Raw genomic sequence first — 16388 nt, 5'->3', positions numbered from 1 at the left:
GCTGTCGCCCGCCCATGGTGGAATGTGGGGCGTGAGCAGCGGCGTTCAGCGGGAGTGGCGGCTGGTCCGGGGCAGTGCCTCCGACCAGCCGTCGCTGCTGCCCGACCCGGCCCAGCTCCGCGTCGTCACCCACGACTCCGGCCCGCTGCTGGTGCGCGGCGGCCCCGGCACCGGCAAGACCACCACCCTGGTCGAGTCCGTCGCCCGCCGCGTGGCCGAGGGCGCCGACCCGCAGCGCATCCTGGTCCTCACCTTCGGCCGCCGCGGATCGCAGTCGCTGCGCCGCCGCATCGAGGCCCGCATCGCCCAGGGCGTCGGCCACGAACCACTGGTCAGAACCTTCCCCGCGTACGCGTTCGGCCTGCTCAGAAGGGCCGCCGTCCTGTACGACGCGGCCCCGCCGCGCCTGCTGTCCGGCCCCGAGCAGGACCTCGTCATCCGCGAGCTGCTGCCCGGCGAGACCGCCGCCTGGCCCGAGCGCCTGCTGCCCGCGCTGAACACCCGCGCCTTCGCCGAGCAGCTGCGCGACCTGCTGCTGCGCGCCGCGGAGCGCGGCATCGGCCCCGACGACCCGCTGTGGCAGCGCCGCGACGACTGGTCGGCCGCCGCTCGTTTCCTGCGGGAGTACGAGCAGACGATGGCCCTGCGCGACGCCTCCACCCGCGGCTCGGTCGGCTTCGACCACGCCGAACTGGTCCGCGCCGCCACCTCGCTGCTGCGCCGCGACCCGGAGCTGCTGGCGGCCGAACGTTCCCGGCTGTCCGCTGTCTACGTCGACGAACTCGCCGACACCGACCCGGCCCAGATCGAACTGCTGGAGCTGATCGCCACCGGGCTGCCGCTGACGGCCTTCGCCGACCCGGACAGCTCGACGTACGCGTTCCGCGGTGCCGACCCCGAGATCGTGCGCACCTTCAACCAGCGCTTCCCCGGCACCGCCGAGGTGATCCTGCCGGTCGCGCACCGGGCCGCCCCGGTGGTCCGCGCGGCGACGGCGCGCCTGGCCCGCAGGCTGCCGGGGCATCTGCCGGTGGTGCCGGTGCAGCGCGACGAGCAGCCCGAACGCGAACCCGACTCGGACACCGGCGTCGAGGTGGTGGCGCTGCGCAGCCGGGTCAGCGAGGCCGCGTTCGTGGCACACCGGCTGCGGCGGGCGCACCTGGTCGACGGCGTGCCCTGGTCGCGGATGGCCGTGATCATGCGCTCGACCAACAACCAGCTCGCCGCGTACGAGCGGGCGCTGCGGCAGGCGGGCGTGCCGACGAAGGTGCTGGCCGAGGACCTGCCGCTGCACCAGCAGCCCGCGGTGAAGCCGCTGCTTACGCTGCTGCGCTGCGCGCTGCGGCCCCAGCTGCTCACCGAGGAGGCGGCGGTGGCGCTGCTGCACTCGCCACTGGGCGGCGCCGACCCGATGGCCGAGCGGCGGCTGCGCCAGGGGCTGCGCGCGCTGGCGATGGCGGCCGGGGACGAGCGCGGCTCGGGCGAGCTGCTGGTGGAGGCGCTGCGCGACCCGGCCGAGCTGGCGGCGCTGGACCGGCGCTGGGCCGGACCGGCGGCCCGGATCGCGATGCTGCTGACCACCGCGCGGGAGGCGGCCGGACGGCCGAGGGCGACCGCCGAGGAGGTGCTGTGGTCGGTGTGGCGGGCCACCGGCCTGGCCGAACGCTGGGCCGGGGTGGCGACGTCGCCCGCGCTGGGGCTGGACCAGCAGCGGCGCGCGGAGACCGCCGACCGGGACCTCGACGCGATCATGGTGTTGTTCGACGCGGCGGCCCGCTTCACCGACCGGCTGCCGGGTGCGCGGATCGACACGTTCCTGGAGCACGTGGCCGACCAGCAGCTGCCCGCCGACTCGCTGGCGGCCAGCGGCGACCGGGGTGAGGCGGTGCGGCTGCTGACCGCGCACGCCGCCAAGGGCCTGGAGTGGGACGTGGTCGTGGTCGCGGGCGTACAGGAGGGGATGTGGCCTGACCTGCGGCTGCGCGGCAGCCTGCTGGGGTCGGAGCAACTGGTGGACGAGGTGGCGCATCGCGCGCTGGCCGGGGAGCGGGCGCAGCGCGTGGCGCAGACGGCAGCGCTGCTGACCGAGGAGCGGCGGCTGTTCTACGTGGCGGTGACCCGGGCCCGGCGGCGCCTGGTGGTGACCGCGGTCGACTCGGGCGCGGTCGGCGGCGCCGACGGTGAGGACCGGCCGAGCCGGTTCCTGTTCGAGCTGGCCCCGCCGGTGAAGGTGGACGAGGACGAGGTGGCCGAGCTGGACCTGGCCCGCCCGCCGCGCGCGCTGACCCTGCCCGCGCTGGTGGCGGAGCTGCGCGCGGCCGTGGTCGGCCCCGACGGCCCCCGCCGCCACGCCGCCGCCCGCGAACTGGCCCGGTTGGCCGCCGCCGGTATCCCCGGCGCGCACCCGGACGAGTGGTGGGGGCTGCCGGAGCTGACCGACGACGGCCCGCTGCACGGGCCGGACGAGCCGGTGCGGGTCACCCCGTCCACGATGGAGAGCGCGCTGCGCTGCGGGCTGCGCTGGCTGCTGGAGAAGCACGGCGGCGCGGCCGCCTCGTCCAGCGCGCAGGGGGTCGGCAATCTGGTGCACGCGGCGGCGATGCTCGCCGACGAGGCGATGAGCGACCCGTCGGTGCTGGTCGACTACGTGGCGGCGCGGTTCGACGCGATCGAGCTGGCCGCGCAGTGGCTGGCCGGGCGGGAGCGCGACCGCTCGCGGGACATGCTGGCCAAGCTGACCCGCTGGCTGGCGGAGAATCCGCGCCGCCTGGTCGCGATCGAGCGCGAGTTCGCGGTACGACTCGAGCACGAACCCCCGATCGACCTGGTCGGCCGGGTCGACCGGCTCGAAGTCGACGACCAGGGCCGCCTGGTCGTGATCGACCTCAAGACCGGCAAGACGACCACCGCCACCCGCGAGGAGCTGCCCGAGCATCCGCAGCTGGGGGCGTACCAGGTGGCGGTGGAGGAGGGCGGGTTCCCGGAGGGGGACGTGTCCGGCGGGGCGGCGCTGGTGCAGTTGGGCACCACGCACAAGGACGCCAAGGAGCAGGTGCAGGAGGCGATCGGCGAGTCCGGCGACCCGAACTGGGCGCACGCGATGGTGCACCGCACCGCCGCGACCATGGCGGCCTCGACGTTCGTGGCGAAGGTCAACGACAAGTGCCGGATGTGCCCGGTGAAGTCGAGCTGCCCGGTGTCCGGCAAGGGACGCCAGGTGGTCGAGCCGTGACCCGTCGACCCGCGCGTGCCGGAAGGGTGGCGCCGTGACCGCGATCGTCAAGGACGGCCCCCGGTGGACGCCGGAGGAGCTGGCCGAGCAGCTGGGGCTGCACCCGCCGACGGACGAGCAGGCGGCGGTCATCAGCGCGCCGGTGGCGCCGCTGCTGGTGGTCGCGGGCGCGGGGTCGGGCAAGACCGAGACGATGGCGGCGCGGGTGCTGTGGCTGGTCGCCAACCAGCACGTACGCCCCGAGCACGTGCTCGGCCTCACCTTCACCCGCAAGGCCGCCGGTGAGCTGTCGCACCGGGTCCGGATGCGACTGAGCCAGCTGCGCCGCCACATCGGCGCCCGCGTCGCCGAGGGCTTCGACGGCGAACCGACCATCGCCACCTACCACTCGTTCGCGGCCCGCATCGTCACCGAGCACGGCCTGCGCGCCGGGTACGAGCCGAGCACCCGGCTGCTCACCGAGGCGTCGTGCTGGCAGTTGGCCGACGAGGTGGTGCGGACCTACAAGGGGGACATGTCGGCGGTGGAGTCGGCGCCGAGCACGGTCGTGTCGGCGGTGCTGGCCCTGGCCGGTGAGCTGGCCGAGCACCTGGTCGAACCCGACGACCTGGCAGCGTGGACGGGGCGGTTCCACGCCGAGATGTCGTCGCGGCCGGGACGGATGCTGGCCGACGTACGCGACCTGCTGGCCCGGCAGCGGGCCCGGCTGCAGCTGTTGCCGCTGGTCCGGGCGTACGCGGCGCGCAAGCACACGCTGGAGGCGATGGACTTCGGCGACCAGATGTCGCGGGCCGCCCGGGTCGCGCTTGGCCATCCCGAGGTCGGCGCGGCCGAGCGGGACAGGTTCCGGGTGGTCCTGCTCGACGAGTACCAGGACACCAGCCATGCCCAGGTCACGCTGCTGCGCGCGCTGTTCTCCGGGGACACGCCCGCCACCGGCGCGGGCCACCCGGTGACCGCCGTCGGCGACCCGTGCCAGTCGATCTACGGCTGGCGCGGCGCGAGCGCGGGCACCCTGGATCGGTTCCCCCGCGAATTCCCGCATGCCGACGCGGTGCCCGCCGAGATGGCGCAGCTCGGGCGCAGTTTCCGGAACCGGTCGGAGATCCTGGCGGTGGCCAACACCATCTCGGCGCCGCTGCGCGAGCGCGGGGCGCGGGTGGTGTCGCTGACCTCCGGCAGTGACAAGCCGGGCATCGTGCTGGCGGGGCTGCTCGAGTCGTACCTGGACGAGGCCGAGTGGATCGCCGACCAGATCGTCACCGCCTGGCGCACCGAGGCCAGGACCACGGCCGACCAGAATCCGGCGCACATCCCGATCGAGCGGCGGCCGAGTTCGGCGGTGCTGGTGCGGGTGCGCTCGCAGATCGCCCCGATCGAGGCGGCGCTGCGGGCCCGGGGCCTGCCCGTCGAGGTCGTCGGCCTGGGCGGCCTGCTGGATACCCCGGAGGTACGCGACGTCGTGTGCACGCTGCGGGTGCTGTCCGATCCGCTGGACGGGGCGAGCCTGCTGCGGCTGCTGTCCGGCCCGCGCTGGCGGATCGGCCCGCGTGACCTGGTGGCGCTGCACCGGCGGGCCCGCGAGCTGGCCCGGGGTCGCCACCCGGGCGGGCCGGACGCCGAGATCGCGGTGGACCGGCTCGACGAGGCGTCGCTGAGCGAGGCGCTGGACGACCTGGGCGAGCCGGAGCAGTACTCGCCCGCGGCGTACACCCGGCTGGCGGCGTACGCCCAGGAGATCGCGAGCCTGCGGGCTCGCCTGGACCAACCGGTCAGCGACCTGATCGCCGACATCGAGCGCACCGTCGGCCTGGACGTCGAGGTCGCGGTCCGCGCCGGCGACACCGGCCTGGCCCGCGCGCACCTGGACACCCTGGGCGAGGTCGCGGCCCGGTTCGCGATCGAGACCGACGGCGCGCCGCTGAGCGCCTTCCTGTCCTACCTGGCCGCGGCCGAGGACGAGGAGCGCGGGCTGACCCCCGGCGAGGTCGACGTGGCCGAGGGCGCGGTGCAGATCCTGACCGCGCACGCGGCCAAGGGCCTGGAGTGGGACGTCGTGGCCGTGGCCGGGCTCACCAAGGACGTGTGGCCGGGGCCGAGCAAGGGCTCCGATCACTTCCTCAAGGGCCTGGGCGTGCTGCCGTTCCCGCTGCGCGGCGACCGCGACGGCCTGCCCGAGCTGGCCGTCTCCGGCGCGCGCGACCAGAAGGACCTCGCCACCGCCGTGACCGGCTTCGAGCAGGAGTGGCGCGAGCACGACGCCCGCGAGGAGCGCCGCCTGGCGTACGTCGCCGTCACCCGCCCGCGCGGCTGGCTGTTCGCCTCCGGCTACTGGTGGGGCGACAAGGTGCGCAAGCCGCGCGGCCCGTCGCCGCTGCTGGCCGAGATCGTCGCTGTGTGCGAGGCCGGGCACGGGCACGTCGACGTGTGGACACCGCCGCCCGCCGACGACGCCGTCAACCCGACCAGCGGCGAGGTCGCCGTGACCTGGCCCAGCGACCCGCTCGGCGAGCGCCGCCCGAACGTCGAGGCGGCGGCGGCGCTGGTGCGCTTGATGCTGGACGACCCCGACGGCGGGGTGCGGCTGGCCGAGCACGACGAGGTCACCCGGCGCTGGCGGCAGGAGTCCGACCTGCTGCTGATCGAACGCGAGGAGCAGGCCCGGCGGGCGCAGCGCGCCGACGTGCTGCTGCCCGCGCACCTGTCGGTGTCGCAGCTGGTCGCGCTGCGCAAGGACCCGCTGGCGTTGGCGCGGCGGCTGCGCCGACCGCTGCCCGCCGCCCCCGACGTGTACGCCCGGCGCGGCACCGCCTTCCACCACTGGCTGGAGCAGCGCTACGGCGCCGACCAACTGCTCGACCTCGACGACCTGCCCGGCGCCGCCGACGAGGACGCCGCCCCCGACGAGGCCCTGGACCAGCTGCGGCAACGGTTCGAGGAGAGCATCTGGGCCGACCGGGTGCCGGTCGAGGTGGAGACCCCGTTCGTGATCGAACTCGGCGGCACGGTCGTGCGTGGACGGATGGACGCGGTGTTCCGCACCGTCGACGGCGGTTACGAGGTGGTGGACTGGAAGACCGGCCGGGTGCCGACCGGCGCCGCCGCCGCGGCCGCCGCGGTGCAGTTGGCCGCGTATCGGCTGGCCTGGGCCGCGCTGGCCGGGGTTCCGGTGGCGCGGGTCAGCGCCGCGTTCCATTACGTACGTGACAATCTCACCGTCCGTCCGGCCGATCTGCTCGACCACGACGGGCTGACCGCGCTGCTCACAAGCCTTCCCGTGGAAAGCGACTGAGGCGGCTTCGGTCATAAAACCGACTGCGTGATGTCGTACTCACGATGCAGAGTGGGTACCGCGTATGCATGCGGGAGGCGTTGTGGAGTCGTCGGTACGGGAACTTGCGCTGGTGGTGCTGCTCGCACTCGCCGGCGTGGCCGTCGCCGGCGCGGTGGTGCTGGCGCCATGGCATGCCGCGCAGGCCGGTATCGTCGTGGACGTCCAGTGTCCGTCGGTGCCCTGACGTTGCCGTCACAGTCCCGTGCGAACCTGTGGACCCCCTCGATACCCTGCCGGAGTGCGCGCGATGCCAAGTCGGATGAAACTGCTGTCGGCGACCGCGCTCGGCGTGGCGCTGGCGTTGAACGCGGTCCCGGCGACCGCCGCCCAGCCTGATGTCGTGCGCGGACTGCAGTGGCAGTTCGCGGCCCTCGACCTGGCCTCCGTGCACCAGCGCGCCGACGGTGGCGGCGTCGTCGTCGCGGTGCTCGACTCCGGTGTCGACGCCACCCACCCCGACCTGGTCGGCCAGATCCTGGCCGGGCCGGACGCGCAGGCGACCACCGATGTGGACGGTCGTGGCACCGAGCTCGCCGGGCTGATCGCCGGACGTGGCCACGTGGCGCAGGTCGTCGGCGAGCCGCTGGCGCCGGTGTCGCCCACGGCGCTCCCGTCCTCGTCGCCGTCACCCTCGCCGAGCGCGTCGCCGCAGGTGCCCGGCTTGGCACCGAGCCTGACTCCGGTGCCCCCGGCCGACGACCGCCCCGCGGGCGTGCGCGGCGTGGCACCCGGGGCGAAGATCCTGCCGGTGGCGTTCGCGCCCGCGGCCGGGGCCGGCGGCGAGCCGGACAAGCTCGCCGACGCGATCGACTACGCGGTCAGCCGCGATGTGAAGATCATCTGTATCGGGCGCGGCGTTGCCCCCAGCAGCAGGCTGCAGGCGTCGGTCGACGCGGCGATCGCGCGCGGAGTGCTGATCATCGCGGCCGACTCCGCGAAGCCGGGCAAGCCGTTCACGCCGTGGCCAGTGTCGTACCCGGGAGTGCTGGGCGCGATCGCGGCTGACCGGACCGGCGCGGTGCCCGTGCTGCCGGTCAGCGGGCAGACCACCGGGATCACGGTGCCGGGCGTGGACCTCATCTCCACCGACGTCGGCGGGGGCTACCACATCGACGAGGGCGGGGCGAGCGCCGCCGCGGTGCTCGCCGGGGCGGCCGCGGTCATCTGGTCGGCGTACCCGCGCTCCACGGCCGCGCAGGTGGTGCAGCGGATGCGGACGACCGCGCTGGACCGGGGCGCGGACGGCCCGGACAGTCGGTACGGCGCCGGCGCGCTGAACCTCAACGCCGCGCTGTCGCTCGTGCTGCCCGAACCGTCGGTGTCGCCCAGCCCGGTGCCGGCACCGAGCCTGCTGCCCAGCTCGTCGCCCAGTGCGTCGCCGAAACCGGTGGCGCTGGCCGACAGCGGGGACTGGCGCCGCTGGCTGGTGGTGCTGCCGCTGCTGGGGTTCCTGGTCGCGCTGGGTCTGTGGGCCCGCCGCAGCGGCGCGAGGAGCTGACACCGACGCGGTATCGCGCTGTGCCCCGCCGGGCGGCTGCGGACACGGAGCCCCGCGAGTTCCGCAACGCGCTGCTCGCGAAGTGCGGTCACCGGCCGCGTCACCGACCCGGTGAACCCCCCACGGCAAGCCGTTTACAAAACGTTTCCCCGCGACCGCCCTCCGGATGCCGTTCTTCCGGACCGGTTATAGTGATTCAGATCTCCTATCGTGTCGGTAGGTTTTATAGGTTTTAGGCTGGGCAGATGCCGCTACCTTCCACGCGGCCTCTAAGTTGATCGGTCTGTGCCAGAGGAGGTAACCGCCATGGGCATCGCGGTTGTGGTCGGCGGCGGCTGTAGCGGCGTGTTCGCCACGCGCGAGCTGCTGCGCTCCGGCTGGCAGGTCGTGCTGATCGATCCGGGTGCCCGCCCCGGCCGAGGGCTGGCGTACGGCACAGCCGACCCGTGGCACCTGCTCAACTCACCGGTCGCCACGATGAGCGCCGACCCGGACCGGCCCGAGGAGTTCCTCGACTGGTGCCGGACCCGCGCGCCGCAGACCGGGCCGGGCGACTTCGTCCCGCGCACCTGGTACGGCGACTACCTCACCGACACGCTGCTCGCCGCCGACCGGGGCGCGCCAGGGCGGCTGACCGTGCAGCGCGGCCGCGTCGCCCGGATCTTTGAGACCGGCGGGACCGCCGACGGGCGGCTCACCGTGCTGCTCACCGACGACGTCGTGATCAACGCCGACCGGGTGGTGCTGGCGCTGGGCCACCCGGCCCCGGGCGTGCCCGCGCGGCTGGACGCCGGACTGACCGGGTCGCCGGTGTACCTGGGGGACCCGTGGCGGCCGGGGGCGCTGACGACCCTGCCGGAGGGGGAGGTGCTGCTCATCGGTACCGGGCTGACCGCGGTCGACGTGGCGCTGACGCTGTCGCGTACCGGGCGGCACCACGCGCTGACCGCCGTGTCGCGGCACGGGCTGCTGCCCCAGCCGCACCGCCGCCCCGGCATCCCGTCGGCGCCCGTCGACCCCGCCGTGCTGGCGGCGCTGCCGACCGGCTCGCCCGCCGCGCTGCTGCGGGCGCTGCGCGAACTGGCCGTACGCACCGGCGACTGGCGCGCCGTGATGGACGCGTTGCGTCCCCGCTGGGACGCGATGTGGCAGGGCCTGTCCGAGCCCGACCAGCACCGGTTCCTGCGGCATCTGGCCCGCTACTGGGAGGTGCACCGGCACCGGATGGCGCCGCCGATCGCCGACACGATCGAGGGCCTGCTGGCGCACGGCACCCTCACGGTCACGGCGGCGGAGCTGTGCGGCCTCGCGGCCGACGAGGACGGGGGCGTACGGGCCGTGCTGCGCGAACGCCACGGCGGCGCGGTCTCGACCCGCCGGTTCGCGGCGGTGGTCAACTGCACCGGCCCCGGGCGGCTGGTCGAGTCCGACCCGCTGGTCCGGTCGCTGATCGCCGACGGGATGGCCCGCCCCGGCCCGCACCGCCTGGGCCTGGACACCGACGCCTCGGGGGCGGTGCTGCGCCGCGACGGCTCCACCAGCCGCGCGCTGTGGACGCTCGGCCCGACCCGTCGTGGGCGGCTGTGGGAGAGCACGGCGGCACCGGAGATCCGCGCGCAGGCCAGGGCACTGGCGCTGGCGTTCGGGTCGGTGCGGGTGGAGATCCCCGAGTGCGTCGACTCGTAGGCGGGTGTGATCGCACGCGGGTGTGGCCGGGCCCTCGGGCTTGCTAGGGTCGCGTTGTGTCCATGGAGACCAGCAGCATCCAGATCCCGCGCACCGCGTACGAGGTCGAGCGGTTCACGCTCGCCAACGGTTTGCGTGTGGTGTTGAGCCCGGACCGCAGCGCTCCCGTGATCGGCGTGGCGGTCGTCTACGACGTGGGCATCCGCTCGGAGCCCGAGGGCCGCACCGGTTTCGCCCACCTTTTCGAGCACCTGATGTTCCAGGGCTCGGCCAACCTGGAGAAGCTGGCCCACTTCCGGCATGTCCAGGGCGCGGGCGGCACCTTCAACGGCTCGACCCACCTGGACTACACCGACTACTACGAGACGGCCCCGAGCAACGCGCTGGAGCGCATGCTGTTCCTCGAGGCCGACCGGATGCGCGGGCCTCGGCTCACCGAGGAGAACCTGCACAACCAGATCGACGTGGTCAAGGAGGAGATCCGGGTCAACGTGCTGAACCGCCCGTACGGCGGCTTCCCGTGGCTCAAGCTCCCACCGGTCATGTTCGACACGTTCCCGAACGCCCATGACGGCTACGGCTCCTTCACCGACCTGGAGGCGGCCACCGTCCCCGACGCGGCCGAGTTCTTCGACCGCTACTACGCCTGTGGCAACGCCACGCTCGCCGTCAGCGGCGACTTCGACCCGGCGCACGCCCGCATGCTGGTCGAGCGGCACTTCAGCGACGTCCCGGCCCGTCCGGCGCCCGCCCGCGCCGACTTCGCCGAGCCCGACCTGAGCACCGAGCGCCGCGAGTCGTACGTGGACAAGCTCGCCCCGCTGCCCGCGGTCGCCTCGGCCTGGCGCGTGCCGGACCCGATCAACGACTTCGCGGGCTACCTGCCGTACATGGTGCTCGCCGAGGTGCTGACCGACGGCGACGCGTCCCGGCTGGTGGAGCGCCTGGTGCTCAAGGACCGCAGCGTCACCAGCGTCGGCGGCTACATCGGCTTCATGGGTGAGCCGTTCGAGGTGCGCGACCCCACCGCGCTGCTGCTGCAGTCGCACCTGCCGCCCGGCGGCAGCGTCGACAAGGTGCTGGCCACCGTCGACGAGGAGCTGGACCGGCTGGCCAACGACGGCCTGACCTCGGGCGAGCTGGCCCGCACCCAGGCCCGCCTGGCCACCCACCTGCTGCGCGAGACCGACGCGGTGCTCGGCCGTGCCCTGCGCATGGCCGTGCTGGAGCTGCAGCGCGGCAACCCCGGGCTGCTCAACGACCTGCCGCACGCGATCGCCTCGGTGACCGAGGACCAGATCCGCGCCGCCGCCGCCACCCTGCGCCCGCAGCGCCGGGCCACGATCGAGGTTGTGCCCGGAGGTAACCAGTGACTCTCGCCCTGCCCGAACTGGACGCCAACCGTCCGCTGTCGCTGCCGTTGCAGGCCGAGCGCACGCTGCCCAACGGGCTCACCGTCATCGCCATCCGGCGGCCTAGTGTGCCGCTGGTGGAGCTGCGGCTGCGGGTGCCATTCGCCAAGACCGACCTGGCTCGCTCGGCGGTGCTGGGGCAGACGGTGTTCTCCGGCACCAGCACCAAGACCACCGTCCAGATCGCCGCCGAACTGCAGACCGTCGGCGGCGGCCTGGGCGCCGGCGTCGACCCCGACCGCCTGCTCATCAGCGGCAACTCGCTGGTGTCCGGGCTGGACCGGCTGCTGGAGTTGCTGGCCGAGGTGCTCGACGACGCGGCCTACCCCGACGGCGAGGTCGACACCGAGTCGGAGCGGCTGGCCGACCGGATCCAGGTGGCGCAGAGCCAGCCCGCGCATCTGGCCCGGGTGGCGCTGCTGAAGCGGATCTACCCCGGTCACCCGTACGCGGTCCAGACGCCGAGCGTCGACGAGGTGCGCGCGGTTCGCCCGCAGGAGCTGCGCGAGCTGCACGCCGAGCGGCTGCACCCGGCCGGTTCGACGCTGGTGCTGGTCGGCGACATCGACCCCGAGCAGGCCGTGGACCTGGCGACCAAGCGCCTCGGCGGCTGGAACGGCCGGGGATCGCAGGCCGAGCTGCCCGCGATCCCGGAGCTGGTGCCCGGTCCGCTGCTGCTGGTCGACCGGCCCGGCGCGGTGCAGTCCTCGCTGCGCATCGCGCTGCCCGCGGTCGGCCGCACCCACCCCGACCACGCCGCGCTGCAGCTGGCGAACATGGTGTTCGGCGGCTACTTCTCCTCCCGCTGGGTGGAGAACATCCGCGAAGACAAGGGGTACACCTACGGCCCGCACTCGATGATCGAGCACTCGGTGGCCGGATCGTCGCTGACGGTCTCGGCCGAGGTCGCCACCGAGGTGACCGCACCCGCCCTGGTGGAGACGCTGTACGAGCTGGGCCGCCTGGCCAGCCTGCCTCCGTCCGAGGCGGAGCTGGAGCAGGCCCGGCAGTACGCGCTGGGCACCCTGCAGCTGGGCATGTCCACCCAGGCGGGCCTGGCCGGGCTGGCCAGCACGTACGCCGGGTTCGGGCTGCGGCTGAACTACCTGGCCGAGCACTCCGCCCGGCTGGCCGCCGCCACCCTGGACGACGTGCAGCGCGTCGCGCGCACCTACCTGGCTCCGGCCGTGTCCGCCCCGGTGATCCTGGGCGACGCGGAGAAGATCCAGGCCGCGGTCGCCGCGATCGTTCCGGTGCAGGTCGAGTCGAGGCCATGAACCACGTACACGCGCAGCGGGCCGCTGACCTCGGTGAGCGGCCCGCGCTGGCCCGGTCCTCGCTGGACCGGGCCGCGTTCCGGCGCGCCGATCCGCAGTGGCTGGCCGACGCCTGGCTGCGCGCCCGGGTCGTGGTCGTCGGCCCCGACGGCAAGGCGCTGATCCGCGGCACCGAGCTGGTGCTGCTGCGCTCGACCGACATGCCGGTCACCGACCCGGCGGCGGCGCCGCTGTTCCTGGGCGTGGAGCCCGACGGCACGCCGTTCTTCGCGGTCAACGCGGAGCTGCCGCAGGTCGAGGGCGCCGAGCCGAGGCACCTGTGGGAGGTCGGCGCCGATCTGACCGAACGCGACGCGGGCCTGCTCACCCAGGCGCTGGCGCTGGTGCGCTGGCACCGCGACCACATGTTCGCGCCGAAGTCCGGCCAGCCGACCACCGTCGAGCAGGGCGGCTGGGTGCGCCGCGACGCGGAGGGCGAGCTGCACTTCCCGCGTACCGACCCGGCCGTGATCATGATCGTGCACGACGGGGTGGCCGGTCCGCGGGGCCGCGCCCTGCTCGGCGCCAACGTGATGTGGGCGAACGCCGACAAGCGGCGCTACTCGACCCTGGCCGGGTTCGTCGAGGCGGGGGAGTCCGCCGAGGCGGCGGTGATCCGCGAGGTCGCCGAGGAGTGCGGCGTCACGGTCGCCGACCCGGTGTACGTGGGCAGCCAGCCCTGGCCGTACCCGCGTTCGCTGATGCTGGGTTTCACCGTGCAGGGCGACCCGGCCGAGCCGATTCGCACCGACCCGGACGAACTCGTCGACGCCCGCTGGTTCACCCGCACCGAGATCGCCGCGGTGCTGGACGGGTCAGACGACAGTTTCGGACTGCCGAACCGGTCCTCCATCGCCAACCACCTGATCCGGCGCTGGCTCGGCGGTCTCTGACGGCCTGGTCAGCGCCTGCCCGGCCCACAGGTACGCGGCGGAGGCGGCCATCACCACGCCCATGGCCGTCATCAGCACCCGGTAGTCGACCAGCCCGACCAGCACCGCCCCGAACGCGATCGACAGCGCCTGCGGGGCGCTGAGCAGCGCGTCCATCGCCGCTGAGGTGCGGCCCATCAGCTCGGCGGGTGTGGTGCGCTGCAGCAGCGTCATCAGCCCGACGATGGCGTACGGCAGCCCCAGCCCGGCCACCACCACCAGCGGCACGGCCAGCCACAGTCGCGGCACCAGTCCCGCGAACTGCCACGGCGCGAACAGGGCCAGCCCCAGCGTGATCGTGCCGATCTCGCCGAGACGGCGCACCACCCGCGCCGCGGTCAGGCCGCCGATCAACCCGCCGACGCCCTGGATGCTGATCAACACGCCGAGGAACGTCGGAGACCGGTGCAGGCCCTGGTCGACGTAGGCGAAGAAGACCGACTCGCCGAAGCCGAACACCGTGATCGCGATGACCACGCCGACCAGCACCCGGCGCATGGCGGCGGTGGCGACGAGCTGCCGTACGCCCGCCGTCACCTCGGCGATCCAGTGCAGTTCGGAGCGCTGCGGGCGCTGTTCGTGCACCCGTACCGCGGAGATGACCAGCGCGGCCAGCACGAAGCCGGTGATGCCGACGGCGGCCAGCCCCCAGCCCTTGGTCGCGCCGTAGAGTCCGGCGCCCAGCAGCGGGCCGACCAGGCGCAGGCCCTGCTTGACCGTCTGCAGCGCACCGTTGGCCTCGGCCAGCAGCTCGTCGGGCACGACCTCCTTGATCAGGCCGTTGAGGGCGGCGCTGACCATGATGAACGACAGGCCGTAGCCGACCCCGACGGCGAACAGGATCCACAGGTCCGGGCGGTCGCGCACGGCGAACAGCGGGGTGAGCATCGCCGCCGAGCAGAGCAGCACCGCCACCAGGAAGGGGCGGCGGCGGAAGCGGTCCACCACGAAGCCCAGCACCGGCGCGAACACCATCGGGGCGACCACGGCCAGGATCGCCGCCCCGGCCATGCCGTCGGAGCCGGTCAGGTCCTTGGCCCAGATCGCGAGCGCCAGCAGCAGCACCGACTCGGCGGTCATGCTGAACAGCAGGCCGCAGAAGAGCAGCCGGAACGCGGGTCGACTCAGGACGGCGCGCATGGTGGTTCCTTTCCGGGGTGGTGCGGGGGTGGGGGCGGGTCAGGCGGCCGGGACGGCCCAGGCGACCAGGCGCACCGGGCGGGAGCCCGCGGGTCTGCGCGCGGGGTCGCCGACGCGGTCCAGGTGGCGGCTCATCAGTTCGGTGATCGCCGTGTTGAGCTCGGTCAGCTCCTCGACCGTGAGCCAGGCGACGTGCTGGTTGGTGTAGGCGGCCCGCTGCCAGTCGGGGGGCTCGGCCGTGCGGGTGGCCTCCCAGGCGTTGCGTTGGGCCAGTTCGAAGGCCATCAGGATGTTGCCCATCTCCTCGCCCGCCCGGACCATCTCGGGGGAGTCGTCCGGGTCGCCCCATCGGTGGCCGACCGGGATCCAGCGCCAGGGCCGGTTGCGGCCCACCCCGCCCTCGGCCTCCTCGACGTAGCCGAACCTGGCCAGCTGCCGCAGGTGCCAGGAGCAGTTCGACGGCGACTCGCCGACCTGCTCGGCCAGCTCGGTCGCGGTGGCCGGGCCGCGCATGGCCAGTTCGTTCATCAGCCGCAACCGCAGCGGATGTGCCAGGGCCCGCAGCATCCGGGGATCGGTGACCTGCCGAATCTCATGACGCGCGTCAACCATGCGTCGAAACTACCCTTTCGAAAGAACTCTTTCAACCCCGCCTTCGGTGGCCGTAGCGAACGAGTGAAAGCCGCGTGTCGGGCAGATCGGGAGAGGTAGGGCAGCCTAGCCTGGGGGCTGGTTCGCCACGGAGGTCTCCCCTTGCCGCGAGGATCCAGCCCGATCGTCCGCCGCCAGCGCCTGGGCGCGGAGCTGCGCCGCCTGCGCGAACAGGCCGGGCTCACCGGCGACCAGGTCGTCGACCGGGTCGGCTGGGCGGCCAAGTCGAAGTTGTCGCGGCTGGAGAACGGGCGCAGCCGTCCCGACCTGGCCGACGTGCTGGACCTGCTCGACCTGTACCAGGTGGGTGGTCGCGACCGCGACCAGCTCGTGGCCATCACGCGCGACGCGGGCAACACCCGCGGCTGGCTGCGCGCCTACCCGGTGATGACCCAACGGCAACGGGGGTACGCCGAACTGGAGGCCGGCAGCGCCGGCATCAGGGAGTACGCGCTGAGCATCGTCCCGGGCCTGCTGCAGACGCCCGAGTACGCCCGCACCCGCATCCTGTCCTCGCCCGCCCCCTGCCCCGGCGAGGTCGTGCCCGCGCAGCGCGCGGCCGCGCCGTCGGGCCCGGCCGTCGAGGTGCCCGCCGCGCAGGCGCCCGACACCGAGGTCGCGGCGCGGCTGGCGCGCCAGGCCATCCTCACCCGGCAGCCCGATCCGCCGGGCTACGAGGCGGTGCTCGACGAGCAGGCGGTACTCGGTCGGGGCGCACCGCGGGCGGTGCGTGACGGCCAGCTCGCGCACCTGTCGAACCTCATGCTGTTACCCAATGTGACGATCAGAGTACTGCTGTGCGAGGCCCCGGTGGGGCCGGAGTTCGTGCCCTATACGGGATTTTCCATCTATCACTTCGCCGACCCCGAGGATCCCGAGACGGTGGCTGTCGAAGCGCTTGCGCGTGAGCTGGTCATCACTGACCGTATGGCGGTCGACCGGTACGCCCGGGTCTTCGACTGGCTGCGCGAGGCAGCGCTCGACCCGGTCCGATCGCGGGCGTGGCTTGAGTCACAGCTCGGGTGATCAAAACGTGCAAACGTTACGCTGAGTCACCCGTTCGGGCGGTGCTACCCGACGATCGTCGCGTCTTGCTTGATTACACCTCAGGAAATGCACAAGCATGACAACAGCCGAATGTGGAAGTTCCACCCATGGACCCACTTCGCCTCCGCCCGCCAGCCAGT

At 73.7% G+C, this 16388-nt stretch carries 11 protein-coding genes; 9 read left to right on the top strand and 2 right to left on the bottom strand.

The features are described from left to right. The first annotated feature begins 22 nt into the window (after positions 1–22). From KUA19_RS02685 to nudC, 8 genes are all read left to right on the top strand, one after another. Positions 23–3232: an ATP-dependent helicase gene (locus KUA19_RS02685; protein WP_217394422.1), complete on the top strand. Its 3210-nt coding sequence runs from the start codon at positions 23–25 to the stop codon at positions 3230–3232. A gap of 34 nt (positions 3233–3266) precedes the next feature. Further along, positions 3267–6524 carry an ATP-dependent helicase gene (locus KUA19_RS02680; RefSeq protein WP_217394421.1) on the top strand — a complete coding sequence of 1086 codons (3258 nt, stop codon included), beginning with the start codon at positions 3267–3269 and terminating at the stop codon, positions 6522–6524. Between the two features lie 82 nt (positions 6525–6606). After that, positions 6607–6750, top strand: coding sequence for a hypothetical protein (locus KUA19_RS02675; RefSeq protein ID WP_217394420.1), 144 nt, complete (start codon positions 6607–6609; stop codon positions 6748–6750). Positions 6751–6813: 63 nt separating this feature from the next. Next, the gene (locus KUA19_RS02670; RefSeq protein WP_254548584.1) at positions 6814–8064 is read left to right on the top strand and encodes a S8 family serine peptidase; all 1251 of its coding nucleotides are present in this window, start codon (positions 6814–6816) and stop codon (positions 8062–8064) included. A gap of 306 nt (positions 8065–8370) precedes the next feature. Next, complete coding sequence (locus tag KUA19_RS02665; RefSeq protein WP_217394418.1) at positions 8371–9750, top strand: FAD/NAD(P)-binding protein; 1380 nt, start codon at positions 8371–8373, stop codon at positions 9748–9750. Between the two features lie 62 nt (positions 9751–9812). After that, on the top strand, positions 9813–11123 hold the full coding sequence (locus tag KUA19_RS02660) for a M16 family metallopeptidase (RefSeq protein WP_217394681.1): 1311 nt from the start codon (positions 9813–9815) through the stop codon (positions 11121–11123). Then, positions 11120–12439: a M16 family metallopeptidase gene (locus KUA19_RS02655; protein WP_217394417.1), complete on the top strand. Its 1320-nt coding sequence runs from the start codon at positions 11120–11122 to the stop codon at positions 12437–12439. Before KUA19_RS02660 ends, KUA19_RS02655 begins: the two co-directional genes overlap by 4 nt. Next, positions 12436–13371, top strand: coding sequence for an NAD(+) diphosphatase (gene nudC, locus KUA19_RS02650; RefSeq protein WP_217394416.1), 936 nt, complete (start codon positions 12436–12438; stop codon positions 13369–13371). The genes KUA19_RS02655 and nudC overlap by 4 nt, the downstream gene beginning before the upstream one ends. On the opposite strand, the gene KUA19_RS02645 is transcribed toward nudC, so the two are convergent. Further along, positions 13294–14550, bottom strand: coding sequence for an MFS transporter (locus tag KUA19_RS02645; protein ID WP_217394415.1), 1257 nt, complete (start codon positions 14548–14550; stop codon positions 13294–13296). The genes nudC and KUA19_RS02645 overlap by 78 nt on opposite strands. 39 nt (positions 14551–14589) lie before the next feature. Next, the gene (locus KUA19_RS02640) at positions 14590–15162 is read right to left on the bottom strand and encodes a winged helix-turn-helix domain-containing protein (protein ID WP_217394414.1); all 573 of its coding nucleotides are present in this window, start codon (positions 15160–15162) and stop codon (positions 14590–14592) included. 141 nt (positions 15163–15303) lie between these two features. Between KUA19_RS02640 and KUA19_RS02635 the strand changes: the two genes are divergently transcribed. Next, entirely contained in the window at positions 15304–16227 is a 924-nt protein-coding gene (locus KUA19_RS02635) for a helix-turn-helix domain-containing protein (RefSeq protein WP_217394413.1), read from the top strand. Positions 16228–16388 lie beyond the last annotated feature (161 nt).

Source organism: Catellatospora tritici (assembly GCF_019083965.1).
Taxonomy (GTDB): Bacteria; Actinomycetota; Actinomycetes; order Mycobacteriales; family Micromonosporaceae; genus Catellatospora; species Catellatospora tritici.
This window is presented reverse-complemented; position numbering and strand designations above follow the sequence as displayed.

Coding starts and splice junctions, on each gene's coding strand:
- nudC (WP_217394416.1), top strand. CDS start 12,436: ATGAACCACGTACACGCGCAGCGGGCCGCTGACCTCGGTGAGCGGCCC.
- KUA19_RS02660 (WP_217394681.1), top strand. CDS start 9,813: ATGGAGACCAGCAGCATCCAGATCCCGCGCACCGCGTACGAGGTCGAG.
- KUA19_RS02640 (WP_217394414.1), bottom strand. CDS start 15,162: ATGGTTGACGCGCGTCATGAGATTCGGCAGGTCACCGATCCCCGGATG.
- KUA19_RS02665 (WP_217394418.1), top strand. CDS start 8,371: ATGGGCATCGCGGTTGTGGTCGGCGGCGGCTGTAGCGGCGTGTTCGCC.
- KUA19_RS02685 (WP_217394422.1), top strand. CDS start 23: ATGTGGGGCGTGAGCAGCGGCGTTCAGCGGGAGTGGCGGCTGGTCCGG.
- KUA19_RS02645 (WP_217394415.1), bottom strand. CDS start 14,550: ATGCGCGCCGTCCTGAGTCGACCCGCGTTCCGGCTGCTCTTCTGCGGC.
- KUA19_RS02670 (WP_254548584.1), top strand. CDS start 6,814: ATGCCAAGTCGGATGAAACTGCTGTCGGCGACCGCGCTCGGCGTGGCG.